Here is a 23333-nt window from a genome sequence, read left to right as displayed (position 1 = left end):
TAGCGTCATCCGCGAAGCCCCCGATCAGCAGGGAGACAGCACGTGATCACCGGATACGTCATCGGCGAGAGCCTCCGGCCGGGTGCGGTGTTCGAGCCGCGCGGACTGCGGTTGCGAAAGATCAGCAGGGTCGAGATCGACGAGGCCGCCGACGGGCAGCCGCCGGTGTGGACGCTCGTCGAGTGGGAGAGCGAGGGCCAGGATGTCGGCGCGCTCGCGGACGCGTTGGCCGAGGCATTGGATCCGGAGCTCGGCTGGTACGCCGACTTCGTCGCCGGGGACGAGCGCGTGGTCGTGTTCGCCGGGAGGGTGTTCCGCTACCGGCGCGGCGACCGGGCGGGCCGCGCCGAAGCGGTGGCGTACGGGCGGTCCGTGGGAACGCCCGGGCATCAGCTCGACTGGGAGGAGTGACCGCGGCGGCGCCATTCCTCCGCGAGAAGAGCGTAGGAACGCACCCGGTCCCGGTGGTCGTGGGTGATGGTGGTGATGAGCAACTCGTCCGCCTCCGTGGCCTCTTGGAGTTGCTCCAAGAGGTCGGCGACCCGGCCGGGGGAGCCGACGAACTGGGTGTCGAGACGGTCCCGGACGAGCGCCCGGTCCTCCTCGGTCCAGACGTGGGCGCGGGCCTCCTCGGGAGTGGGGAACTCGATGGCGCCCTCGGCGGTGCGGATACTGCGCACCCAGACGCCGTAACCCGTGGCGAGTTCGCGTGCGGTGTCGTCGTCCTCGGCCACCACGACGTCGGCGGAGACGCTGACGTACGGCTTGTCGAGGATGTCGGAGGGCTGGAAGGCCGCCCGGTAGCCCTCGGCGGCCTCCAGGACCGTACCCGGGCTGACGTGGTAGTTCGCCGCGAAGCGCAGCCCACGGGCCCCGGCGGCCTCGGCGCTCTCACCGCCGCTGCTGCCGAGGATCCACACCTGCACGTCGGCCCCCTCGCCCGGGACCACGTGCGCCTCGAGGCCCTCCGGAGAGCGGTAGGTGCCCGCGAGCAGGGCGAGGATGTCGTCGATCTGCTCGGCGTAGTCCTGTGACTCGGCACCGGGCAGCAGGAGCAGCTTGCGCTGGAGCGCGACGCGAGGTGAGCCGAGCAGGTACGCGAAGGAGAAGCGGGGCGGGACGAGCAGGCCGTTGGGGGCGCGACCGTCGACGACCGGGGTCGCGGTGGCGAGCGGTGCCTTGGCCGCGCCCGGCGGGCGGCCGCCGGACCGTCCGAGGCCCAGGTCGAGCCGGCCGGGGTGCAGGGTGTCGAGGAGCCCGAACTCCTCGACCGTGCTGAGCGCGGTGCGGTGGCCGAGCTGTACGGCGCCGGAGCCGAGGCGGATCGTGGAGGTGGCGGACGCGGTGAGCGCCAGGACCACGGCCGGGGACGTGCCCGCGACGCCCGGGTTGAGGTGGTGCTCGGCGAACCAGTAGCGGGCGTAGCCGAGGCGTTCGGCCTGCTGGGCGAGGTCGATGGAGTTGCGCAGGGCGTCGGCCGCGGTGGATCCGGATGGGATCGGCACCAGGTCCAGGACGCCGAGGGGGATGTCAGGCATGGGCCGCCTCCTCCGGGCCGGGCACCTTCGCCGCGGACGCCGCCGACACGGACGCCTCCGGCACCGGCTCGCCCAGTACCGGCCCCCAGGCGAACGGCGGGTCCGGGATGGCGCGCCGCAGCACGGGGGCGACCTCGGACTGGAACAGCTCCAGCGAGTCGCGGTGCTGGGTGTCCGTCAGCCCGCCGGCGTCCGCGTGCAGATGGAGGACGGTGTGCCCGAACTGCTCGTGATAGCGGTGCACCTTGTCGATGATCTGCTGCGGGCTGCCGATCAGCGCGGAGCTGCGCTCGGCGAAATCCTCCAGGGTCTCGAAGACGACGGGGAGACCGGCCTTCTCGTAGAAGGCGAGGTTGGCCTCGAACAGCGGCCGGTAGGCGTCGAGTGCCTCCTGGGAGGTGCGGGTGACCAGCAGCCCCGCCGTACCCGCTCCGACGGCGATGTCGGCGGGGTCGTGCCCGTGGAACTCCCAGCGCTCTCGGTAGTAGCGGATCAACTCCGCGTACGGCTCTATGGGATTGGTGACGTTCGCCGAGAACAGCGGGTCTCCGTAGCGGGCGGCGAGGTCGACCGACTCCTTGCTGGTGGCGCTGCCGTGCCAGACGCGGACTGGTCTCTGGTACGGCCGCGGCCATGCCTCGGCGTCCTGCAGCGGGGGCCGGAAGCGGGTCTGCGCGGTGACCTTGTCCTGGCGCCAGAGCTGCCGGAACACCTCGTAGCTCTCGGCGTTGCGGTCCCACTGGTCCTCGGGTGTGACGTGGAACAGTTCGCGCTGGGCGGCGCCGTTGCCCTTTCCGATGATGAGATCGAGGCGGCCCTCGGAGAGGTGGTCGAGGGTGGCGTAGTCCTCGTAGGCGCGCACCGGGTCGAGCAGGCTCAGGGTCGTCACCGCGGTGAAGAGACGGATGCGCCTGGTCAGGGCGGCGATGTGGCTGAGGACCACGGTCGGCGAGGAGGAGATGAACGGCCGCTTGTGCCGCTCCCCCACGCCGAAGCCGTCGAATCCCAGCTCCTCGGCGAGCACGGCATGGTCGAGTACTTCGCGGAAGCGGTCGTGGGTGGACTTCTGTACGCCGGTGACGGGGTCCGGGCGGTGCACGATGAGCGTGATGGCGAGGAATTTCACGACGCCACCCGCTGATCGCCTTGCAGGTCGTCCGGGTGCGCGAGGCCGAGGTGGTGGCGCAGGGTCGGGCCCTCGTACTCGGTGCGGAAGACGCCCTGTTCCTGGAGGAGCGGGACGACCTTGTCGGCGAAGGTGTCGAGGCCGGTGGGGGTGATGTGCGGGACCAGGATGAAGCCGTCGCTCGCGTCGGCCTGCACGTACGCGTTGATGGTGCGGGCGATCGTCTCCGGTGAGCCGATGAAGTTCTGCCGGTTGCCGGTGTGGATGACGAGGTCGCGGATGGACCAGTTGTTGGCGGCGGCCAGCTCGCGCCACTCGCGGGCGGTGGCCAGCGGGTCCCGGTACATACGGACCTGGGCACGCCCCTTGGAGATGTGGTTGTCGCTGACGTCCGGGTCGATGTCGGGAAGCGGCCCTTCGGGGTCGTAGGAGGACAGGTCCCGGTTCCAGACGAACTCCAGGTGCTTGAGGGCGGTGGCCCCGCTGACCTGCTGGCGTCGGACGATCCTCGCCAGTTCCTCGGCCTCGGCGTCGGTGTCGGCGAGGGCGAAGGAGGCGGCGGGCAGGATCAGCAACTGGTCTTGGCGGCGGCCGTACTTGGCGAGGCGGTTCTTGACGTCGGTGTAGAAGGCCCGGCCCTCGTCGAGGGTGGCGTACCGGCTGAAGATCGCGTCGGCGGAGGAGGCGGCGAACTCCCGGCCTTCCTCGGAGTCGCCGGCCTGGAAGACGACCGGGCGGCCCTGCGGGGAGCGGGGGACGTTGAACTGGCCGTGGATGTCGAAGTGTTGGCCGGTGTGGACGAAGGAGCCGGCCTTCGCGTCCCGCAGGAACACTCCGGAGGCCTGGTCGGCGAGGATCTCGTCGCCCTGCCAGGAGTCGAAGAGTTCCTGGGTGGTGGCGAGGAACTCCTTGGCGCGGGAGTAGCGCTCGTCCTGCGGGAGGAAGCCGCCGCGGCGGAAGTTCTCGCCGGTGAAGGCGTCCCACGAGGTGACGACGTTCCAGGCGGAGCGGCCGCCGGAGAGGTGGTCGAGGCTGGCGAACTGGCGGGCCACCTCGTAGGGCTCGTTGAAGGTGGAGTTGATGGTGCCGGTCAGTCCGAGGTGCTCGGTGACGGCGGCCAGCGCGGCGAGGATCGTGAAGGTGTCGGGGCGGCCGACGACGTCCAGGTCGTAAATCCTGCCGCCCTGTTCGCGAAGCCGCAGACCCTCGGCGAGGAAGAGGAAGTCGAACTTGGCGCGTTCGGCGGTCCGGGCGAAGTGCGCGAAGGAGCTGAACTCGATGTGGCTGCCGGCCTTCGGGTCGCTCCACACGGTGGTGTTGTTGACGCCCGGGAAGTGCGCGGCAAGGTGGATCTGCTTCAGCGGCTTGCTGGTCATGTCGGTGCGGGTCCTTCCGGCTCAGGCGGCGTAGCGGTTGGCGGGGCGGGCGAGGCCCAGCAGGCCGCGCAGGGTGTCGGCCTCGTAGGCGGTGCGGAAGGCGCCCCGGCGCTGGAGTTCGGGGACCAGGCCGCGGGTGATCGCCGGGAGGTCGTGGCCGAGGACGGCGGGCCGCAGCCGGAAGCCGGTGAGCCCTGCCGCCTGGAACTCGACCAGCAGGTCCGCGAGTTGCGCCGGGGTGCCGGTGAAGACACGGGCGTCGCTCTGGTACGGCTCTCCCGCGAGCGCGTCGAGGCGGTCCCGGCGGGCGGCCGCCGCTGCCGGGTCTTCGTCGAGGAAGACGACCAGGTCACCGAAGACGTGGAGGAGTTCACCGGCCCGGCCGGCCGTCTCCTGCTCCGCGCGGATCTCGTCGACGATCGCGCGGGCCTGGCCGGTGTCGTGCGGGGTGATGTAGCCGACGTCGGCCTGGCGGGCGATGAGCCGGTAGGGGACGGTCTGGTGGCCCAGGGCGGTGACGAGGGGCTGGCCCTGCGGCGGGCGGGGCGTGATGGAGGGCCCCTTGACGCTGAAGTGCCGTCCCTCGAAGTCGATGTAGTGCAGCTTGTCCCGGTCGATGAAGCGGCCGGTGGTGGCGTCGCGGATCTCGGCGTCGTCCTCCCAGCTGTCCCAGAGGCGGCGGACGGCCTCCACGTAGTCGGCGGCCTCGTCGAAGAGGTCGGTGACGAGTTCCTGGGTCGCGGGGCTGTCGTAGGCCTCGATCGGGGGGATGGTGCGGCGGCCGAAGTGCGCGGCCTCGTTGGGGCGGGCGGTGATCTGGACGCGCAGGCCCGCGCGGCCGGTGCTGACGTAGTCGAGGGTGGCGATGGCCTTGGAAATGTGGAACGGCTCGGTGTGGGTGACCACCGCGGTCGGGACCAGGCCGATGTGCCGGGTGAGCGGCGCGATGCGCGAGGCGATCAGGACGGCGTCGAGGCGGCCGCGGACCTGGTCGGTGCGCTCGTCCGGGTCGAGGAAGTGGCTGGACTGCGGGCCGAGTCCGTCCTCGATGGTGACGAAGTCGAGCAGGCCCTGCTCGGCCTCGGCGACCAGATCGGCCCAGTACCCGGCGGTCAACAGGTCGCGGGGCCTGGCCACTGGCTCACGCCAGGAGGCGGGGTGCCAGCCGGTGCCGTCCAGGGCGACGGCGAGATGCAGCAAGGAGGAGGAAGAAGAAGGGGACACGGGTGGGTGCCTTCCTGAAGGTCCGTACGAGAGGGCCCGCCCGCGGATGCGCGGGCACGGCGGCTGGGGCAGTGGGACGGGTCAGGAACAACAGAGCGCGGCGGACACGCGCTGGAGATCGATGTGGGGCCGGGAGTGGAGGTGGGCGGAGCGGAGTGTGCTGATCACGCCCGTCACCTCCCTCTTCCGGGCGCGCGACGGCGCCCGGCGGATCTCGTCGTGAGTCACAACACCCCGTTCTCGCGTGGTGTTCCCGGACTGCGGACCAGGAGGACGGGTGAACGGCGGCGCAGCGTGAAGCCGATCGACCGGTAGAGCCGGATCGCGCGCGTGTTGTCGGCTGCGGCGTGCAGGAACGGGATGTCCCCGCGCTCCCGGATGCCTGCGGCGATCGCGCGCACCAGCCGGGTGGCCAGGCCCCGGCCCCGGTGGGCCGGGTCGGTGCAGACCGCGCTGATCTCCGTCCAGCCGGGTGGCCGGATCCGCTCACCGGCCAGGGCGATCAGGCGTCCCTGCTCGCGGATGCCCAGGTAGGTGCCGAGTTCCGTGGTCCGCTCACGGAAGGGGCCGGGCTTGGTGCGGGCGACCAGGTCCAGGATCTCGGGCACGTCGTCGGGGCCGAGCCGTACCGCCTCGGGGGCAGGCTCGGCGCGCAGCGCGGTGTCGACGAGCTGGACGCCCACTCCCCCGCCGACGACCTCCCATCCTTCCGGGACCCTCTCAACCGGCTTGATCCGTACGGTGGTTCCGGGGCCTACGAGTGTGTGCAGGTCGGCCCAGGCGGCCGGGTCCGTGGGATCGGCGAGGGCGGCGAAGGCGTAGACGTCGTCAGGGTAGCGGGCGGCACGGCCGACGCGTTCGGCGAGGTGGGCGTGCGGGCCGTCCAGGGCGGCCCATACGGCGTTGTCGAGGACGGAGGTGCCGGGGGCGGTGTCATGCGCGGTGGGTCTCAAAGAGGCTCCTCCCCCGCGGACGTCGGTGTGCTGGGCCACGGAGGAGGGGTCCCTTCTTACGTCGGCATGCAGGCGCACAGGGTTTTTTGAGGCTGTGTCAGGAGTTGTCGAGCGGCAGCCCGGGGGGGTTGACCTCCGACTTGCTGACGGCGTCGTTGGAGAGGTTCCACGCGGCGAGCCACTTGGCGTACTGGCCGTTGTCGATCAGGTAGTTGATCGCGTCGGCGAGAGGCTTGGCCAGTCCGCTGTCCTTCTTGGCGGTCGCGGCGATGAGACCCTGGAGCGTTTCTCCGGCGCCGGAGAACTGACCGGCGATCTTGGTCGGGTTGGGCGTGCTCGCGGTCTGGGTCGCGTGGTAGGAGAGGTTCGGGCTGGGGCCGAAGTAGGAGTCGATCTTGCCGCTGTTGAGGGCGAGATAGATGCTGGCGCTGTCCTGGAAGTACTTGATGGTCAGCTTCTTGCCCTCCTTCTTCAGCCTGCTCTGCCACTCCAGCAGGATGCGCTCCTGGTTTGTACCGGCGCCGACCGAGACGGTCTCACCCGCGAGGGCCTCGTAGTCGCCGTCGAAGCTCCACTTCGAGGTCTTGAGCGTCTCGAAGGCGAGGTCGTCCTTGCGGTAGGAGGCGAACTCGTACTTCTTCTTGCGTTCCTCGGTGTCGGTGATGTTGGAGAAGCCGACGTTCACCTTGCCGCTGTCGATGCCGACGAAGAGGTTCTCCCAGGTGAACTGCTTGACCTCGGGCTTCAGCCCGAGGACCGCGGCGACCAGGCGGGCCAGGTCGGACTCGGAGCCGGTGAGGGTCTTCTGGTCGCTGCCTATGTAGCCCAGCGGCGGGGCGCCGGAGGGCAGGGTGCCGGAGCCGATCAGCAGCTTGCCGCTCTTCTTGACGGTGTCGGGCAGTTCGGCGCTGATGGACTTCACCTCGGCGACCTTGAGGGCGGTCTCCTTGGCGGCGCCGTTGGACACCCGGCCCACGGTGACCGTGCCGGAGCTGTCCGTCGTGGTGGCGGCGTCACTGTCACCACCGCAGGCGGCGAGCCCGGTGGCGAGGGTGGCGACGGTGGTCGCCGCGGTGATGCCGCGTATCAGGCTGCGTCGGGTGAAGTGGGCAGACATGGCCGTCCTAGGTGTTCGATGAGAGGGGTTGAGGTGGGATGTGGGGGGAAGTCGTGGGACGCGGCGGGGTCAGAGGACCCGGCTCAGGAAGTCCCGGGTCCGTACGTGCCGCGGCTTGTCGAGGACCTCGGAGGGCGGGCCCTGCTCGACGATGCGGCCGCCGTCGATGAAGACGACCCGGTCGGCGATCTCGCGGGCGAAGCCGATCTCGTGGGTGACGATGACGAGCGTGGTGCCGCTGGTCGCCAAGTCCTTGATGACCGCGAGCACTTCACCGACGAGCTCGGGGTCGAGGGCGGAGGTCGGCTCGTCGAACAGGATCACGCCGGGGCGCAGGGCCAGGGCACGGGCGATGGCCACGCGCTGCTGCTGGCCGCCCGACAACTGCCGCGGGTAGGCACCGGCCTTGTCGGCCAGACCGACCCTGCCGAGGAGTTCGCGGGCCAGCTCCTGGGCCGCTGCCCTGGCGAGCTTCCCGGTCGCCACCGGGGCGGCGGCGACGTTGTCGAGGACGGTCAGGTGCGGGAAGAGGTTGAAGTTCTGGAAGACGAACCCGATGCGGCTGCGCTGGGTCAGGATGGCGCGCTCGCTGAGCTCCTTGAGTCGCTCGCCCTGCCGACGGACCCCGATCAGCTCGTCGTTGACGCTGACATAGCCGATCTCCGGCTTCTCCAGGTGGTTGATGACCCGCAGCAGGGTGGACTTCCCGGAGCCGGACGGGCCGATGATCACGGTGACCTCGCCGGGGCGCACCGCCAGGTCGACGCCGTCCAGGACCCGGTGGGAGCCGTACCACTTGTGCACGCCGTGCACTTCGAGCGCGACGGGGGTGATGTCGGTGACGGTCATATCGCGGTCTCCCTGCGGATACGGGCCCTGAGGTCGCTGAGACCGGCCCGCAGTTTCTGGAGCGGGGTCGGCGGCAGGGAGCGCGTCGCGCCCCGGGCGTAGTACCGCTCGACGTAGAACTGGACGACGGACACGGCGCTGGTGAGGATCAGGTACCAGACGGTGGCGACCAGCAGCAGCGGGACGATGTCGCCGGGGTAGGTCGAGCCCATCGACTGCACGGTGCCGAACAGGTCGAGCAGCGAGACGTAGAAGACCAGCGAGGTGCTCTTGATGAGGCCGATGAGTTGGTTGACGTAGTTCGGGGTGATGGAGCGCAGGGCCTGGGGGAAGACGATCCTGCGGAACTGGTAGCCCTTCGGCAGGCCCAGCGCGGAGGCCGCTTCGTGCTGGCCCTGGTCGACGGAGAGGATCCCGCCCCGGACGACCTCGGCGGCGTAGGCGGCTTCGTTGAGGCTGAGGCCGATCACGGCGATGACCATGTCGGTGGCCAGCCGGGACTCGTCGAAGGAGAAGAAGGCGGGGCCGAAGGGGACACCGATGCTGAGCGTCTTGTACAGGGCCGAGAAGTTGTAGAGGAACAGCAGGAGCACGATCAGCGGTATCGAGCGGAGCGCCCAGACATAGGTCCAGCTCACCGCGCGCAGCACCGGGCTCTTCGAGAGCCGGGCCAGGGCGAGGAGGATTCCGCCCAGCAGACCCAACACCGCGCTGTACGCGGTGACTTCGAGAGTGATGAGGAGCCCGTCGAGGACGGTCGGCCGCAGGAACCAGTAGCCGAAGCGGTCCCACTGGTAGAAGGGGTTGGTCGCCAGGCCGTGGACGAACTGGGCTGCCAGCACCAGGACGACGGCGGTGGCGATCCAGCGGCCCGGGCGCCTGAGCGGCTGGACTCGCTGCGCTGCGAGCGGTTTTGACGGGGTGTCGGTCTGCGGCGGTGCCTCGGTGACGGACACGGCCGCGCCTGGGGGTTCACTCATGAGGGGACTCCGGCAAGGTCGGGTTTCCCCTGGGACACGGCGAACAGGGCGTACTACGGCGGTAGGACGCGACGCGCGGGCACCGGGGGCTGGGCGGACGACGGCACACCGCGCGTGCGGTGTTCGTCAGGAACGCGGGGGCTGCGGAGGCGGAACGTCAGCCCCGACAGCGGGCACGGCCCGGTGCGGTACACAGTGCGCTGCTCACGCGGAGCAGGTCGACGGCCCGGTTGGCGACGAGGGGGTCGCCGTACGGCCGTACGCAGCCCGGAGAACGGCGTGCGGCCGTCCTGGGAGCTGCGTACATCTCGGTCACCGTCGCTGTTCTCGGGGGCCTCGCGGGGCCCTTGTGGACCTCTGGCTGAAACAGGCCCCTGATGGACCCGTAGGTTAAGGCAGTGGTGCGAACCGGTGTCAATGCCGGTCCACCAGGTGGAACGATCAGGACGTGCCGGTGGCGTGCGCGGCCCAGTCCAGGATCTGTACGGCGGCCCCGGCTGCCTCCAGGCCCCGGCAGTGGGCGTGGTGCCGGCGGGCGATGCCGTCGAGGTCGAGGTGGGTGCCGAAGGCCGGGTGCGCGGCCAGACGGCGGGCGTAGGCCCACAGGGTGGGGTGGTCGGCGATGCGCTGCACCGCGCCGGCGTCGAGGTGGTCACGGTGCACGGTGTCGAGTTGCACCAGTGTGACCCACAACTCGACGTCGGCTGCGGTGACGTGATCGCGGATCAGATGGTTCCGGCCGACGAGCCAGCGCTCCAACGAGCCCAGGAAGTCCATCAGTTGCTCCAGCGCGGCGGCCCGTTCCACGTCGTCGCCGCCCGCCGACCCGGCCTGCTGCGCGGCCCGCGCGATGCCCCGGCACATCCGCTCCACGGCCTCGGTCTCCGACTCCGCTCCGCACGGGTACAGCGCCGGGCGGCCGCCGCCGAAGTGCCGGGCCAGGTCGCGGGTGATGTCGGCGGCGTGGGTGCTGACGATCCGCCCCGACCAGTCGTCACTGAGCACCGGCGCGACGGCCGCGCCGGTGTACCGGTGCGCGCTGGCCTCGTACAGCGGACGCAGCGCGGAATGCCCTCCGTCGGGACAGTCGGGAACCGGGTCCAGGAAGGTCACGGGACAGACGTCGTCGAGGCCGAGGAGGCTGTGCACGACGGCGATGCGCAGACCGTCCGCACAGGCGGCGGCCAGGTGGAGCCGGTAGCGGCGCGGCACGGCGTAGTGCCCACTGCGCGCGTCCTGGCCGATCCGGCCCCGGAACGCGGGGACCGGGTGGGTGGCGGGGACATGGGCGAGCGGTGTGACGGACATGGGTCTCCCCGGGGTGTCGGTGCGCAGACGTACGCGCGGCGGAAGCGTCGTCGGTCCGGAAGTGAGCGTCAGGAGAAGCGGGGGCGGCCGCGGCCGGGCTCAGCCCAGGGGCCTGATCGCGCTGCAGACGCGCAGCAGGTCGATGTGACGGCGGGAGGTCAGAAGAGGCGAGGGCCGCGCTGTACGGCTCACTCGGCCGACGGCCGACTCAAGGCGCCCCATGTTTCCCTACCTGTTCACTAGGATTCCCATCTGGAGTGTCGATCGGGTCGGGGCGCACGTCAAGAGGGCGTCCACGAGGTGGGCACGGGCGGGACCCCCGTCCGTCGGCCTCCGGGTCAGTGCGACTCGCGGCTGACCTCGGAGCCGCTGGAGCCGACGAGGAAGTCCAGGTCTGCTCCCTTGTCGGCCTGTTGGACGTGGTCGACGTACAGCCGCTCCCAGCCCCGCCCCGGATCGGCGAACCCCGCTACGGTGGCCGCGTTCGGAGTGCGGGCGGCGAGTTCGCCGGCGGGCACCTCCAGGTCGATGCGACGGGCCTCGACGTCGAGGCTGATGACATCGCCGGTCCGGACGAGGGCGAGCGGGCCGCCCGCCGCCGCCTCCGGGGCCACGTGCAGGACGACCGTGCCGTACGCGGTGCCGCTCATCCGGCCGTCGCAGACGCGGACCATGTCCCGCACGCCCTGCTCCAGCAGCTTGGTGGGCAGCGGCATGTTGGCCACCTCGGGCATGCCGGGATAGCCCTTGGGTCCGCAGCCGCGCAGGACCAGGACGGAGTCCGCGTCGACGTCCAGGTCCGGGTCGTCCACGCGGGCGTGGAAGTCCTCGATGCTGTCGAAGACGACCGCGCGCCCCCGGTGCCGCAGCAGACGCGCGGAGGCGGCCGCGGGTTTGATCAGTGCTCCGTCGGGGGCGAGGCTGCCCCGCAGGACAGCGATGCCGCCCTCCTCGACCAGGGGCCGGGCGCGGGTCCTGATCACCTCGGCGTCCCAGATCGGGGCGTCGTCGAGATGGTCCACCAGCGGCCTGCCCGTCACGGTCAGCGCGTCGGGGTCCAGGAGGTCGGCGACCTCACGCAGCACGGCGAGCAGTCCGCCGGCCCGGTGGAAGTCCTCCATGAGGAAGCGTCCGGCGGGCTGGAGGTCCACCAGGACCGGCACCCGGGAGCCGATGCGGTCGAAGTCGTCCAGCGTCAGCTCGACGCCCAGCCGGCCCGCGATGGCGAGGAGATGGACGACGGCGTTCGTGGAGCCGCCGATCGCGGCCAGCGCCACGATCGCGTTGTGGAAGGACCCCTTGGTCAGGAAGGTGCTCGGACGGCGGTCACCGGCCACCAGCTCCACCGCGAGGCGCCCGGTGCCGTGCGCGGCCTCCAGCAGCCGGCTGTCGGGAGCGGGGGTGCCGGCCACCCCGGGGACGACCGTGCCCAGGGCCTCGGCGACCAGGGCCATCGTCGAGGCCGTGCCCATGGTGTTGCAGTGTCCGCGGCTGCGGATCATCGACGACTCGGAGCGGGTGAACTGCTCCTGGGACAGGGTGCCGGCACGGACCTCCTCCGACAGCCGCCACACGTCCGTGCCGCAGCCCAGCGGGGTGCCGCGGAAGGTGCCGGTCAGCATGGGCCCGCCGGGCACGACCACGGCGGGCAGGTCCACCGAGGCGGCAGCCATCAGAAGCGACGGGATAGTCTTGTCGCAGCCGCCCAACAGCACCACCCCGTCAAGGGGGTTGGCCCGCAGCATCTCCTCCGTGGCCATCGCCGCCATGTTGCGCCAGAGCATGGCCGTGGGCCGCACATTGGTCTCGCCCAGCGACACCACGGGCAGGTCGAGGGGGATGCCGCCCGCCTCGTACACGCCGTCGCGGACGGACCTGGCCACCTCGTCCAGATGCGCGTTGCAGGGCGTGAGGTCGGAGGCGGTGTTGGCGATGGCGATCTGGGGCCGGCCGGTGAAGGCGTCGGCCGGGACGCCCCGGCGCATCCAGGCCCGGTGGATGTAGGCGTTGCGGTCCTGTCCCGCGTACCACTGCGCGCTACGAAGGCTCATCGCTCGGCTCTTTCCGGTGATCGGGACGGCGGTCTGCCGGCCGGAACGCGATGCAGCATACGCAGGCGCTTCACGCTTCGACAGCCCCCGCCACGGACCGTGCGGAGTGCGGCCGTCCCGTGGACAGGACCGGGTGCTCGCTCCGCTCAGGGAACTCGCCCGGCATCCGACGGGGTGGCGCTCGACGGGCTGCCCCGGGCGATCGCCGGCCCGGCGCAGCGCGGCCGCCATCTGCTGGGTGACGAGCTTCCGAGGGTGGCGTTCGCCCGTCACGAGGCCCGCCCCGGACACGCGCGGGTCCGGCCGCTGCCGGAGACCCTGGCTGCCCGGTTCGGTGAGACGGCCCACCACGCCGTCCGCGAGGTCGTCCACCGCACCAAGCTCGCCCCTCCCCCGCCGGTGCCGTGGGGCCGACCTCCACGGTCGGCGGCCGCCGCGGTCGGGAAGGTGTTGCCGGCGCAGGAGTTGGGCAGGCTCGACGACGTACCGGCGCGGGCGCCCGCGAACACCTGACACCTCGACCCCCGTGTGCGACCGAGGGGTTGCACCGCGAGCCGCCGGCCACTAGCGAGCGGGGGGGGAGAGCGAGACCGGCGTCAACTACCGTGCGCTGCCGGTCCACGGCACCTCGCCCACGGTGAAGGAGCCCCTGCGTTGAACGTCCCCGGACTCCCCCCTGGCGCCGCCGAGATGCGCGCCTTCGTCCTCACGGCTCCCGGCGAGTTCGCGGTCCAGGAGGTGCCCGCGCCCGTCGCCGCTCCCGGTGAGGTCGTCGTCGATGTCGAGCGGGTCGGCGTGTGCGGCACCGACCTGGAGTTCTTCACCGGTGCCATGGCCTATCTGCACCAGGGACACGCCGGCTATCCGATGCGGCTGGGTCACGAGTGGTCCGGCCGGGTGCGTACGGTCGGTGCCGGGGTCGATCCCGGCTGGGTCGGGCGCCGGGTCATGGGCGACACCATGCTCGGCTGCGGAACCTGCCGCCGCTGTCGGCGCGGGCGGCAGCATGTGTGCGAGAAGCGCGAAGAGGTGGGCATCCGGGGTGGCCGGGCGGGTGCCCTGGCCGAACAACTCGCCGTCCCCGCAAGCTCGTTGCACGTCCTGCCCGACTCCGTGGACCCGGTGCTCGGCGCGCTCGTCGAGCCGGGCGGCAACGCCCTGCGGGCCGCGCGGGCCACCGGTGCGGGGCCCGGCGACCGGGTCCTGGTGCTGGGGCCGGGCACCATCGGGCTGCTGGTCGCGCTGTTCGCCCGGGCCGCCGGTGCGGAGGTGCACCTGATGGGCACCACCGAGGACTCCCTCGCCTTCGCGCGCTCGCTCGGCTTCCAGCACGCCTGGCGCGGGGACACGCTGCCCGACCTGCCGTTCGACGCCGTCGTGGACGCCACCAACGCCGTCCATCTGCCCGCCCTGGCACAGGAGTTGGTCGAGCCGGGCGGGCGGCTCGTGTACATCGGGCTGGCCGGTGGGCCCAGCAGGATCGACACCCGCGCGCTCGTCCTCAAGGACGTGACGGCGGTCGGCGTCCTGTCGGCCTCCCCCGGGCTCGACGCCACCATCAGGGCGTACGCCGAGAAGATCGTCGACCCGAGGCCGCTGGTGGCCGCCACCGTCGCGCTGGAGGCGATCGGCCCGGTGCTCGCGGGCGAGCGCCCGCCCGGCGCCGGTCCGGGCCCGAAGATCCACGTCGATCCCGGCGAGACGAAGGGATCAGCCCGGTGACCATCAAGGTGCAGCCGACCGCCCAGGTCGACGAGACGGCGGCCATCGGTGAGGGGACGACGGTCTGGGACCTGGCCCAGATCCGCGAGGATGCCCGGCTGGGGAGCGGGTGCATCGTGGGCCGGGGCGCGTATGTCGGTCCGGGGGTGCGGATCGGCGACAACGTGAAGCTCCAGAACTACGCGCTGGTCTACGAGCCCGCCGTGCTCGGCGACGGGGTGTTCGTCGGCCCGGCCGCGGTCCTCACCAACGACCACTTCCCCAGGTCGGTGGACCCGGAGGGCCGGCTGAAGCGCGGCGGCGACTGGGAGGCCGTGGCCGTGGAGGTGGCCGACGGGGCGTCACTCGGGGCCCGTTCGGTGTGTGTGGCGCCGGTGCGGATCGGTCGCTGGGCGCTGGTCGCGGCGGGCGCCGTGGTGACCAAGGACGTACCGGACTTCGCACTGGTGGCCGGCGTTCCCGCGCGCCGGATCGGCTGGGTCGGCCGGGTCGGCGTCCGGCTGGTCGAGCGGGACGGCGAGCCGGGCGCCTGGGAGTGCCCGGAGTCGGGAGCGCTGTACGACGAGAAGGACGGCCACCTCGTCGAGCGCCCATGACGCGATGGCGGTGCCGCCGATGTGGCCCACCGGCCACGGCTGCCTGGGCCTTCGGATAGCGTGTTGTCCGTGATCACGGGCACGCGCTTGTTCTTCATCAGGGGGCTGGACGAGGTCACCGCGGGTCGACCGGACGCGGTGGGCGTGTGACCGGGCGGCCGACGACCGCGGTGCTGCCCCCGTCGCTGCGCGCGCGGCTCGGGCTGGTCGCGGCCCTCGCCGCGCTGGTGGTCGCCGTGCTCGCCGCCCTGTTCGCCGGCCACAGCCAGGGCAGCAGGGTGGACAGGTGGATCATCCCGCCGACGGCGGACAGTGTGCGGCCGCCGTGGCGGTTCGTCGCTCAGACCCTGGACTTCCTGGGGGAACCCGCGGGTTCGGCGATGGTGGTCGTGGCCGCCGTTACGGGCTGCCTGCTGCTTCGGCGTCCTCGCGCGGCCGTACTCATGGTTGCAGGCCCCGGCCTCGCCGTGGGAGCGGCGACGCTGCTCAAACACCTGGTGGGACGCACCATCCACGGCGCCGACAATCTGTCCTATCCGAGCGGACACACCGCCTTCCTCACCGCGCTCGCCACGGTCGCGGCGCTGCTCGCGACCGACCGGCTCGGCCTCGGCGGTACGGCCGGCACGTCACTCGTGCTCGCCGCGGCGCTGGTCGCCGGCGCCGCGATGGGATGGGCGCAGGTCGCCCTGGGCGCGCACTATCCGACCGACGTGCTCGGGGGCTGCTGCACCGCGCTGGCTGTGACTCCGGCGACCGCGTGGCTGGTCGACCGGGCGGCCGACCGGATGGCCGTCCGGTCGGCCGAGCGAACCGCCGGCGCCGGTCAGCGGGAGCGCCGCTGACATCACGTCACGTCATGCCGAGCGGCGGAAGACGGGCTTCACCGGTCGTCCGCCCACCCACGGGGTGGGGTCGGCGGCGTCCAGTGCCTTCCGGTACACCGCACACGCCTGGGCCACCACGTCGACGGTGTGATCGATGTCGGCGTCGCTGAGCGCGCTGCTCACCACGAACGACGGGGCCAGCACCCCGCCCGCGAGGAGCCGGCGCAGGAACAGCGTGCGGTACTCCTGCGACGGCTGCCCGTTCTCGTCGAGGGTGGCGAAGACCAGGTTGCTGGCCCGACCCCGGACGACGATGTGCTCGCCGACGCCCATGCCGGCCGCCGCGTCACGGACACCGGCGGCCAACCGCTCACCGAGGGTGTGCAGCCGCGCGGTCACGCCCTCTTCGGCGTAGACGGTCTGCACGGCCATCGCGGCGGCCAGCGAGTGCGTCTCCGCGCCGTGTGTGGTGGACAGCAGGAACACCCGGTCGCCGGAGTGGCGCAGCCCGCCCCGCTCCATCAGGTCGCGGCGCCCGGCCAGTGCGGAGACGGCGAATCCGTTGCCCAGCGCCTTGCCGAACGTGGAGAGGTCGGGGACGACGCCGTACAGGCCCTGGGCGCCGGCCTCGGACCAGCGGAAGCCGGTGATCATCTCGTCGAAGATCAGTACGCAGCCGTGCCGGTCGGCCAGTTCGCGCAGGCCGGCGAGGTACCCGGGCGGCGGCTCGGTGTGGGTGGCGGGTTCGAGGATCAGACAGGCGACCTCGTCCCGGTACCGGGTGAGCAGTTCCTCCGTCGCGGCCAGGTCCCCGTAAGGGAAGGCCACGGTGAGCTCGTTGGTCGTCGCCGGAATGCCGGCGGACATCGGTGTGGTGCCGATGAACCAGTCGTCGGTGGAGAAGAACGGATGGTCGGCGCAGAGGGCCACCCGCTGGCGCCCGGTGGCGGCGCGGGCGAGGCGTACCGCTGCGGTGGTGGCGTCGGAGCCGTTCTTCGCGAACTTCACCATCTCGGCGGTCGGCACCGTGGCCAGGAAGCGTTCCGCGGCTTCGACCTCCACGATGGAGGGCCGGACGAAGTTGCTGCCGCGGTCGACCTCCCGCCGCACCGCCTCGGTCACGCGTGGGTGGGCGTGTCCCAGGCTGACCGACCGCAGGCCGGAGCCGTATTCGATGTACCGGTTGCCGTCGACGTCCCACACGTGGGCACCGCTGCCGTGGCTGATGACCGGGGCCAGGTCCTCGGGGTACTGGTCGTCGCCCTTGGCGTAGGTGTGCGCGCCCCCGGGGATCAGGGCGTGCAGCCGTTCGTTGGCCGCACGCGACCGGGGCAGCTGGAAGTCTTCGCTGTGCAAGCCGACTTCACCTTTCCTTGTGCTTCAGGACCTCGGCGAGGCTCGGTGCCTCTCGGTCCCGCTGGGACATCGATGTGACCGGCAGTGGCCAGGGAATGGCGAGTTCCGGGTCGTCGAAGGCGATGGTCACGTCCTCGGACGGATCGTGCTCTCGGTCGATACGGTAAGAGGTGTCCGCGATTTCGGTAAGAGCCTGGAAGCCGTGAGCGCATCCCGCCGGGATGTACACGGTCTTCTGCGTCTCACCGGACAGCTCGAAGAAGGCCCGGTTCCGGTACGTCGGCGAGTCCGGCCGCAGGTCCACGACGACGTCGAAGATCTGCCCGTACGAGCACCGCACCAGCTTGGCCTCGCCGGCGCCGGAGCGCAGGTGCAGGCCGCGCAGCACGCCCCGGACCGAGCGGGACACGCTGTCCTGGACGAAGGCGTGCGGGTCGAGGCCCACCGAGCGGACCACGTCGACGTCGAAGGTGCGGCAGAAGAAGCCGCGTTCGTCGGCGTACGGTGTCGGCTCGAACAGGTACGCGCCGGCGATCTCGGGGACTTCGGTCGCTTTCATCGGGCCTTCCGCGGAGCGTGGGCGTGGGACTTCGCCGGGAACAGGGTGGTGGTCAAGGCGGTGAACTGCTGGGCGAGTTGCTGTGCGGCGACCCTGTTTCGCTCGGCGAGGGTCTGCCGTAGCTCCACCGCGTGCTTCTCCAGGTCCCGGAACTGTTCGAGCAGCCGGTCGGCGTCGACCTCGCGTGCCGGGTGGCAGTACGCGCCGAGCCCCATCCGGTCCATGAGGGCATCGCTCTTCGCCGCATAGGAGACGGCGAGCACGGGCGTTCCGGTCTTCAGCGCGCAGATCAGGTTGTGGTAGCGGACGGCCACCACGGTGTCGGCAGCCGCCATCTCGTTCATCAGGTCGGTCAGTGAGGCCGGTTCGGCCGCGGTGACCAGCGGTGAGTCGACGGCGTCGAGGATCGCGGCGACCACCGACAGATCGCACTGGTCGCCGGTGAGGAGCCGGACCGGTCTGCCCTCCGCGACGAGCGCGCGGACGAACGTGATCGTGCCGTCGAGGTAGCGCCGGTAGATCTCCTCGGCCCGGGCGCGGTCGTCGTTGCTTCCGTGGAAGTCCATGACGCCCAGGCAGACGGGGCCCGGTGTGCCGGTGGACGCGCTCGCCCGCGGTGCCGGCAGGGAGAACGCGAGGTCGGGGTAGACCTCGTCGCGCGCGGTGTCCACGCCCATCGCCCGCATCGCGTCGCGGGACTGGGTGTCCCGGTACGAGCGGTACGCGGCGAGCCGCGCCGACCAGCGCACCAGGGCACGGGTCGGCCGGTTGCGGATCTCGGCGGCGCCGACGCTGACCAGCGCGACCCGGGTGCCCAGCAGCCGGCCGCTCGCGCAGAGCAGGAAGAGGGAGTACGGGAAGCCCCACGGGCGCAGCGGCAGGGTGGCCTCCAGGACGCCCATGCCGGGCACGATCACCACGTCGTGCCGGCGCACCCAGGCTGCGGTGCGGAAGACGTCGACGAGTTTGCCCACACCCTTGCCCGCGATCGCCGCCGCGCGTGACGCGGTCCGGTACTCCCCGCGGTACCAGTGCAGCCGTGTCGCGGGGATCCCGAACCTGGCGGTCACCGCCTCGGGTCCGCCGCAGAGCGCGTCCACGCTCGCGTCCGGGTGCTCGGCACGGAGGTATCCGAGGACGGCCTCGAGCGATCCGTCGTTGCCGAGGTTGCCGGAGCCGAGGAGACCGAACACCCCCACACGCGTCGCCGTCTTCACGCCCGCCTCCCCTCACGGCCGGCGACGAGGTCGTCGACGGAGACGGTCAGCTTGGCCGGGTCGACCGGGGCGCGGTCCTCGACCCGCTCGCCGGCGCCCGGCCGGACCCGGCTGGTCATCCAGGCGGCCAGGTGGCGGTAGCACTCGCGCCGGTCGGCCGGGGACAGCGGGGCCCGCCGGATCGCCGAGGCGAAGCCCCAGACGTACTCGGCGAGCAGCCTGGGCGTCGGGTGCAGCAGGCCGGCCCGGCGCGGGTCCAGGTTGACGCACCGGGAGCGCTTGGACGGGTTCGCGCGCTCGGCGCGGTTGGGGTGGTCGCGGCGGAAGTACAGCAGTTCCGGCACCTGGTGGAAGCGCCCGTGCAGGGTGATCTCGGCGACGTAGGTGCGGTCCGCGTGGTGGTAGCTGTCCATCGGTTTCACCCGGCGCAGCACGTCGGTCCGCATCACCCCGTAGAAGTCGTCGCCCCCGGGCTCGAACAGCAGACTGCGGAAGCGGTCCGGTGCGTGCGGCGAGTCGGTGGCGAGCGTGTACTCGTAGGGGACCTTCACCTGGCCGTCGCCGTCGATGACCGCCTGGTCGGTGTGCGCGAGGATCACGTCCGGCCGCTCGTCCAGAGCCTCGATGCAGCGCCGCAGCAGGTCACGGCCGTAAAGGTCGTCGTGCGAGGCCCACTTGAACAACTCGCCGCGGGCTTCGTCGAGCACACGGTTGTGGTTCGGCGTGGCGCCGACGTTCCGGGGCAGCCGGACGTACCGGATGCGCGAGTCCTGCGCGACGTACTTGCGGCAGATGTCCTCGGTCCCGTCGGTCGAGGCGTTGTCGGAGATGACCAGTTCGAAGTCCTCGTATGTCTGGCCGAGCAGCGCGTCGAGCGATTCCGCCAGGTACTCCTCGCCGTTGTACACGGGCAGGCCGATGGTCAGCCTGGGTTGGGAGGTCATGAAGTCCTCACTTCAGGAACGGAGTTGGGGTGGTGCTCACGCCGGGCGGACCGCAACTGCAGCCACCACACGGCCGAGCCGCTGACGGTCGCGGCGGCGACGCCCCAGGCCGAGCCGACCGTGCCGGCTACGACTGCCCCGCCGAGACCGCCGCTGACGTAGCAGGCGGAGGCGAACAGCTGGGAGCGCAGGCTGCGGCGGGCGGCGCCGAGCGCGCGCAGCCCGGCCGCCGCACCGGTGCCGAGTCCGGCGCCCGCGACGCTGAAGGTGATCGGCAGGATGAGATGCGAGGAGGAGTGCCAGACGCTGCCGAGCGCCAGATCGCCGAGCCGGTCCGGCATCAGCAGCAGTGACCCGCCCCAGAGCAGCGCGGCGGCGGCCTGCCCGCCGCCCAGCAGGAGACAGAACCGGCCGAGGCGGTGCGGGGCCTGCCGCAGTACCCGTGCCGCCTCCGGGACGGTGACCAGCGACAGTCCCATCAGTACGGCGAGGAAGGGGCCCATCAGGAGCTCGGCACCCCGCACCGCGCCCACCGCGCCGACCCCGACGATCGCGCCGAGCCCGTAGGCCCGCAGTTGGCTCGCGCCGCTGAGGCTGACGTTCTCGACCAGGTACCGGTAGCCGAGATCGCGCTGTTCGCGAAGCCAGCCGCGCGCCTCGGTCATCCGGGGCCGGATGCCGGACTGGAGGCAGCCGTACGCGGCGGCCACCGCGGCGGACGCGCCCCAGGCGAGCACGAAGGCGGCCACGGTGTCGACGTGGGCCGCCACCACCATGGCCGGGACGAGCGCCACGCACCACACGACGTCGTTGACGAAGGCCTTCCGGCCGTTGCCCGCGGCAAAGAACGAGAACCGCCAGGCGTCCTGCAGCAGCAGTCCCGGCAGCATGACGCCCAGGCAGGCGAACGCGGGCCCCAGCCGGCCGCCGAGGGCCAGTCCGGCCACCAGGGACACCGCGCCTATGGCGGTACCGACGCCGAGTGCCGTACCCGTCGACCGGGCCACCGCCCCGCGCCAGGAACTCTCCGGCACGCCGCTGAAGCGCACCACGAGCGGATCGGTGGCCAGGCCGCGGGAGACGTTGAGCACCACGCCGTAGGTCACCCAGGCGAGGCTGAACACCCCGAACGCGGTCACCCCCAGTGAGCGGGCCACGTAGATGCCCACCGCGAAGTTGGAGATGCTGGAGGCCGCCTGGTCGGCCAGTCCCCAGGACAGCCGGCCGACCAGGGCCCGCTTGGCGGATCGGGCCGGTGACGCGGGATTCTCCCCCTCGACGGGCATGGACGTCATGTCTTGATCAGCCCTGCCTCGTGCAGGGCGCCGGCCGCGTCCGCGACGGTGTCGAAGGGCAGCCCGGACCGCTGGGCGACGTCCAGCAGACTGTGCTCGCCGTCGGAGAGGCTGAGCACCCAGAGCATGGCCATCTGGGCCTGCTTGGTGTCGCTGCGGCCGCCGAGCGCGTCGTACAACCCGCGACGGCCCAACTGCGGTTCGCCGTAGGGGCTGAGGTTGAGGTACCGCCGGTTGCGGTCCAGGACGGCGAACGCCTCACGGCAGACGGCGAGGGTGTCCGCCATCGCCTCCGGGGAGACGAAGTCCATGTTGTCCGCGGACGTGTGGTACTCGGGGTAGCCCGCGTAAGGGGTCCGGGTGAGCGAGCCCACGCCGAGGTTGAATCCGGGCGAGCAGTACTGCCGCTCGTCGTAGCCGTACGGGGTGAACTCGTTGACCTGGTAGGGGCGTTCGGAGTCCGCCAGCACGTGCCGCATCACCCGGTCGATCTCCGCGTCGCCGCGCCTGCTCTGCTTGTACGTCAGTTGACCCCGGTCGCCGGCGCAGGCCAGCACGACGCCGTGCTTGACCCGTTCCACCCGTTCCCTGTTCTGCGCCAGCCAGGTGATCGCCCCGATGGTGCCGGGCGCGAAGATGAACCGGTAGGTGTAGTACGGCGTTTGCTCGGCCAGCGCCTTGGCGAGGAACACCGCCACCGCGACGCCGGCCATGTTGTCGTTGGCCAGCGCCGGGTGGCAGACGTGGCAGGAGACGATCACCTCGTCGGCGACCTGCCCGGGGACCACGTGCTCGGCGTAGGTGAGGTGGCCGTCGGCGAGCCTGGAGTCGACGCGCACCTCGTACTCGCCGTCCGGCATCGCGTCCAGGGTGTCCTGGGCCAGGCAGAAGCCCCACTCCGGCTTGTAGTAGCTGGTCCGGTACGGCACCCAGGACGGCTGGTCCGGCAGGGTGTGCAGGTGTGCGCGCAGCTCGGCCAGCGGCATGGTCTGCGCCACCGGGACGCTGTAACCGAGCACGTGCAAGCTGGACTCGGCGAAGTCGACGACCCGGTTGCCGGCCGGGTCGGCGATGTACGCGTCCCGGATGTTCCACTCCTGCGGCACCGTCCAGTCGAGGACCTGGGTCCCGGTCGGCACTTCGTGCACCTGCAGCGGGATGTACTCGCCGACGATGTCGAGGGTGGCGCGCACACCGTCGCCGGTGATGCTCCGGCAGAGCGGGTACAGCCGCTCCACCAGGGCGTACATCTCCTCGCCGGGTGTGGTCATCGGCGCCACCGCAGGGTGTCGTCGACGGTGCCGGCGTCGGACGCCGCGCGCAGCACGGCCAGGCGGGTGAAGCGCTGCTCGAAGTTCTCCTTGGTCAGCCCGAACTTCTGGTAGGCGTCGGCGAGTTCGAGCGCGCCGCGCTTGACCGACCACTCGATGTCGAAGCCGGGGATCGCGGCCCGGAACCGGGAGAAGTCCACCCGGTACGACCGCGGGTCGGCGCCGTTCTCCCCGGTGATGTTCACCTTGGAGCCGGGCACCGCCTCGGCGACCTGCTCGGCGATCTCGGCGACCGTGACGTTGTTGGTCTCGCTGCCGATGTTGAACGCCCGGTCGTGCACCGCTTCCCGCGGCGCGGTCAGCGCGGCCGTGAAGGCCCGTGCGATGTCGGCGGCGTGCACCAGCGGGCGCCAGGGCGTGCCGTCGGAGAGCACCAGGACCTCGCCGGACAGGAGCGCGTGGCCCACCAGGTTGTTCAGCACGATGTCGGCGCGCAGCCGGGGCGAGTAGCCGAAGGCGGTGGCGTTGCGCATGTACACCGGGGTGAAGTCGCCGTCGGCCAGCGCGTGCAGGTCGTCCTCCACCCGCACCTTGGACTCCGCGTACGGGGTCACCGGGCGCAGCGGGGCGTCCTCGCCCACCAGGTCGTCGCCGCCGGCGGCGCCGTACACCGAGCAGGTCGACGCGTACAGGAAGCGCCGCACTCCGGCATCGCGGGCCAACCGGGCGAGGTGGACGGACGCGTGGTGGTTGATGTCGTAGGTGAGTTCCGGCGCCAGCGATCCCAGCGGGTCGTTGGAGAGCGCGGCCAGGTGGATCACGGCGTCGACGCCGGCCACGTGTTCGGCCGTGACGTCGCGCAGGTCCACCCGGTGCCCCGGCGGGTCCGCGGGTGTCTCGCCGAGGACGGAGTCGGCGAACAGGCCGGCGTCGAGGCCGACGACCTCGTGCCCTGCGGCGGCGAGGACCGGGGCCATGACGGTTCCCAGGTATCCCTGGTGTCCGGTCAGAAGTACGCGCATGG

At 71.6% G+C, this 23333-nt stretch carries 24 protein-coding genes; 5 read left to right on the top strand and 19 right to left on the bottom strand.

Going from position 1 to position 23333, the window contains the following annotated elements; all coding sequences use genetic code 11:
• Positions 1-42: 42 nt before the first annotated feature.
• Positions 43-411 (top strand): hypothetical protein, encoded by a 369-nt coding sequence (locus ABZT06_RS01805; protein ID WP_355733280.1) that lies wholly within the window; start codon positions 43-45, stop codon positions 409-411.
• Here the strand turns inward: ABZT06_RS01805 and ABZT06_RS01800 are convergent.
• The 12 genes from ABZT06_RS01800 to ABZT06_RS01745 all read right to left on the bottom strand — a co-directional run bounded on the left by ABZT06_RS01800 (position 390) and on the right by ABZT06_RS01745 (position 12522).
• A complete protein-coding gene (locus ABZT06_RS01800) occupies positions 390-1538 on the bottom strand; it encodes an LLM class flavin-dependent oxidoreductase (protein WP_355733277.1) in 1149 nt (382 codons plus the stop codon). The two genes, ABZT06_RS01805 and ABZT06_RS01800, sit on opposite strands and share 22 nt — an antisense overlap.
• Positions 1531-2664, bottom strand: coding sequence for an LLM class flavin-dependent oxidoreductase (locus ABZT06_RS01795; protein ID WP_355733274.1), 1134 nt, complete (start codon positions 2662-2664; stop codon positions 1531-1533). The genes ABZT06_RS01800 and ABZT06_RS01795 overlap by 8 nt, the downstream gene beginning before the upstream one ends.
• Positions 2661-4040, bottom strand: a complete 1380-nt coding sequence (locus ABZT06_RS01790; RefSeq protein ID WP_355733271.1) for an NtaA/DmoA family FMN-dependent monooxygenase — start codon at positions 4038-4040, stop codon at positions 2661-2663. The genes ABZT06_RS01795 and ABZT06_RS01790 overlap by 4 nt, the downstream gene beginning before the upstream one ends.
• A 21-nt stretch (positions 4041-4061) precedes the next feature.
• On the bottom strand, positions 4062-5264 hold the full coding sequence (locus tag ABZT06_RS01785) for an LLM class flavin-dependent oxidoreductase (protein WP_355733268.1): 1203 nt from the start codon (positions 5262-5264) through the stop codon (positions 4062-4064).
• An 81-nt stretch (positions 5265-5345) separates the two neighbouring features.
• Entirely contained in the window at positions 5346-5432 is an 87-nt protein-coding gene (locus tag ABZT06_RS01780) for a putative leader peptide (protein WP_342364948.1), read from the bottom strand.
• Positions 5433-5488: 56 nt separating this feature from the next.
• Positions 5489-6217: a GNAT family N-acetyltransferase gene (locus ABZT06_RS01775; protein ID WP_355733266.1), complete on the bottom strand. Its 729-nt coding sequence runs from the start codon at positions 6215-6217 to the stop codon at positions 5489-5491.
• 97 nt (positions 6218-6314) lie between these two features.
• Positions 6315-7334, bottom strand: coding sequence for a transporter substrate-binding domain-containing protein (locus ABZT06_RS01770; protein ID WP_355733262.1), 1020 nt, complete (start codon positions 7332-7334; stop codon positions 6315-6317).
• Positions 7335-7403: 69 nt separating this feature from the next.
• Positions 7404-8183, bottom strand: a complete 780-nt coding sequence (locus tag ABZT06_RS01765) for an amino acid ABC transporter ATP-binding protein (protein WP_355733259.1) — start codon at positions 8181-8183, stop codon at positions 7404-7406.
• A complete protein-coding gene (locus tag ABZT06_RS01760; RefSeq protein WP_355733256.1) occupies positions 8180-9163 on the bottom strand; it encodes an amino acid ABC transporter permease in 984 nt (327 codons plus the stop codon). Before ABZT06_RS01760 ends, ABZT06_RS01765 begins: the two co-directional genes overlap by 4 nt.
• 441 nt (positions 9164-9604) lie before the next feature.
• Positions 9605-10471 carry a glutathione S-transferase C-terminal domain-containing protein gene (locus ABZT06_RS01755; RefSeq protein WP_355733253.1) on the bottom strand — a complete coding sequence of 289 codons (867 nt, stop codon included), beginning with the start codon at positions 10469-10471 and terminating at the stop codon, positions 9605-9607.
• Positions 10472-10570: 99 nt separating this feature from the next.
• Positions 10571-10693 (bottom strand): putative leader peptide, encoded by a 123-nt coding sequence (locus ABZT06_RS01750; protein ID WP_355733251.1) that lies wholly within the window; start codon positions 10691-10693, stop codon positions 10571-10573.
• A 116-nt stretch (positions 10694-10809) separates the two neighbouring features.
• A complete protein-coding gene (locus tag ABZT06_RS01745; protein ID WP_355733249.1) occupies positions 10810-12522 on the bottom strand; it encodes an IlvD/Edd family dehydratase in 1713 nt (570 codons plus the stop codon).
• Between the two features lie 174 nt (positions 12523-12696).
• On the opposite strand from ABZT06_RS01745, the gene ABZT06_RS01740 reads away from it, so the two are divergent.
• From ABZT06_RS01740 to ABZT06_RS01725, 4 genes are all read left to right on the top strand, one after another.
• Positions 12697-13035 (top strand): hypothetical protein, encoded by a 339-nt coding sequence (locus tag ABZT06_RS01740; protein ID WP_355733246.1) that lies wholly within the window; start codon positions 12697-12699, stop codon positions 13033-13035.
• 177 nt (positions 13036-13212) lie between these two features.
• A complete protein-coding gene (locus tag ABZT06_RS01735) occupies positions 13213-14244 on the top strand; it encodes an alcohol dehydrogenase catalytic domain-containing protein (protein WP_355734076.1) in 1032 nt (343 codons plus the stop codon).
• The gene (locus tag ABZT06_RS01730; RefSeq protein ID WP_355733243.1) at positions 14241-14840 is read left to right on the top strand and encodes an acyltransferase; all 600 of its coding nucleotides are present in this window, start codon (positions 14241-14243) and stop codon (positions 14838-14840) included. Before ABZT06_RS01735 ends, ABZT06_RS01730 begins: the two co-directional genes overlap by 4 nt.
• A gap of 146 nt (positions 14841-14986) precedes the next feature.
• Positions 14987-15685, top strand: a complete 699-nt coding sequence (locus tag ABZT06_RS01725) for a phosphatase PAP2 family protein (RefSeq protein ID WP_355733240.1) — start codon at positions 14987-14989, stop codon at positions 15683-15685.
• Between the two features lie 12 nt (positions 15686-15697).
• Here ABZT06_RS01725 and ABZT06_RS01720 read toward each other — a convergent pair whose 3' ends face one another.
• Genes ABZT06_RS01720 through ABZT06_RS01690 form a run of 7 tightly spaced genes read right to left on the bottom strand, consistent with a single transcriptional unit; the run spans position 15698 to position 23331 of the window.
• Positions 15698-17023, bottom strand: coding sequence for a glutamate-1-semialdehyde 2,1-aminomutase (locus tag ABZT06_RS01720; protein ID WP_355733238.1), 1326 nt, complete (start codon positions 17021-17023; stop codon positions 15698-15700).
• Between the two features lie 7 nt (positions 17024-17030).
• Positions 17031-17582 (bottom strand): dTDP-4-dehydrorhamnose 3,5-epimerase, encoded by a 552-nt coding sequence (gene rfbC, locus ABZT06_RS01715; protein WP_355733235.1) that lies wholly within the window; start codon positions 17580-17582, stop codon positions 17031-17033.
• Entirely contained in the window at positions 17579-18799 is a 1221-nt protein-coding gene (locus ABZT06_RS01710) for a polysaccharide pyruvyl transferase family protein (protein WP_355733232.1), read from the bottom strand. Before ABZT06_RS01710 ends, rfbC begins: the two co-directional genes overlap by 4 nt.
• Positions 18796-19743 carry a glycosyltransferase gene (locus ABZT06_RS01705; protein ID WP_355733229.1) on the bottom strand — a complete coding sequence of 316 codons (948 nt, stop codon included), beginning with the start codon at positions 19741-19743 and terminating at the stop codon, positions 18796-18798. Before ABZT06_RS01705 ends, ABZT06_RS01710 begins: the two co-directional genes overlap by 4 nt.
• A complete protein-coding gene (locus tag ABZT06_RS01700; RefSeq protein ID WP_355733227.1) occupies positions 19740-21038 on the bottom strand; it encodes a hypothetical protein in 1299 nt (432 codons plus the stop codon). Before ABZT06_RS01700 ends, ABZT06_RS01705 begins: the two co-directional genes overlap by 4 nt.
• Positions 21035-22318 (bottom strand): DUF4910 domain-containing protein, encoded by a 1284-nt coding sequence (locus ABZT06_RS01695; RefSeq protein WP_355733224.1) that lies wholly within the window; start codon positions 22316-22318, stop codon positions 21035-21037. The genes ABZT06_RS01700 and ABZT06_RS01695 overlap by 4 nt, the downstream gene beginning before the upstream one ends.
• A complete protein-coding gene (locus tag ABZT06_RS01690; RefSeq protein ID WP_355733221.1) occupies positions 22306-23331 on the bottom strand; it encodes an SDR family oxidoreductase in 1026 nt (341 codons plus the stop codon). The genes ABZT06_RS01695 and ABZT06_RS01690 overlap by 13 nt, the downstream gene beginning before the upstream one ends.
• Between the last annotated feature and the right edge of the window lie 2 nt (positions 23332-23333).

The sequence above is a fragment of the Streptomyces sp. NPDC005483 genome (assembly GCF_040606035.1).
Taxonomy (GTDB): Bacteria; Actinomycetota; Actinomycetes; order Streptomycetales; family Streptomycetaceae; genus Streptomyces.
The sequence above is the reverse complement of the archived record's forward strand: the minus strand, read 5'-3'. Positions and strand labels throughout refer to the sequence as shown.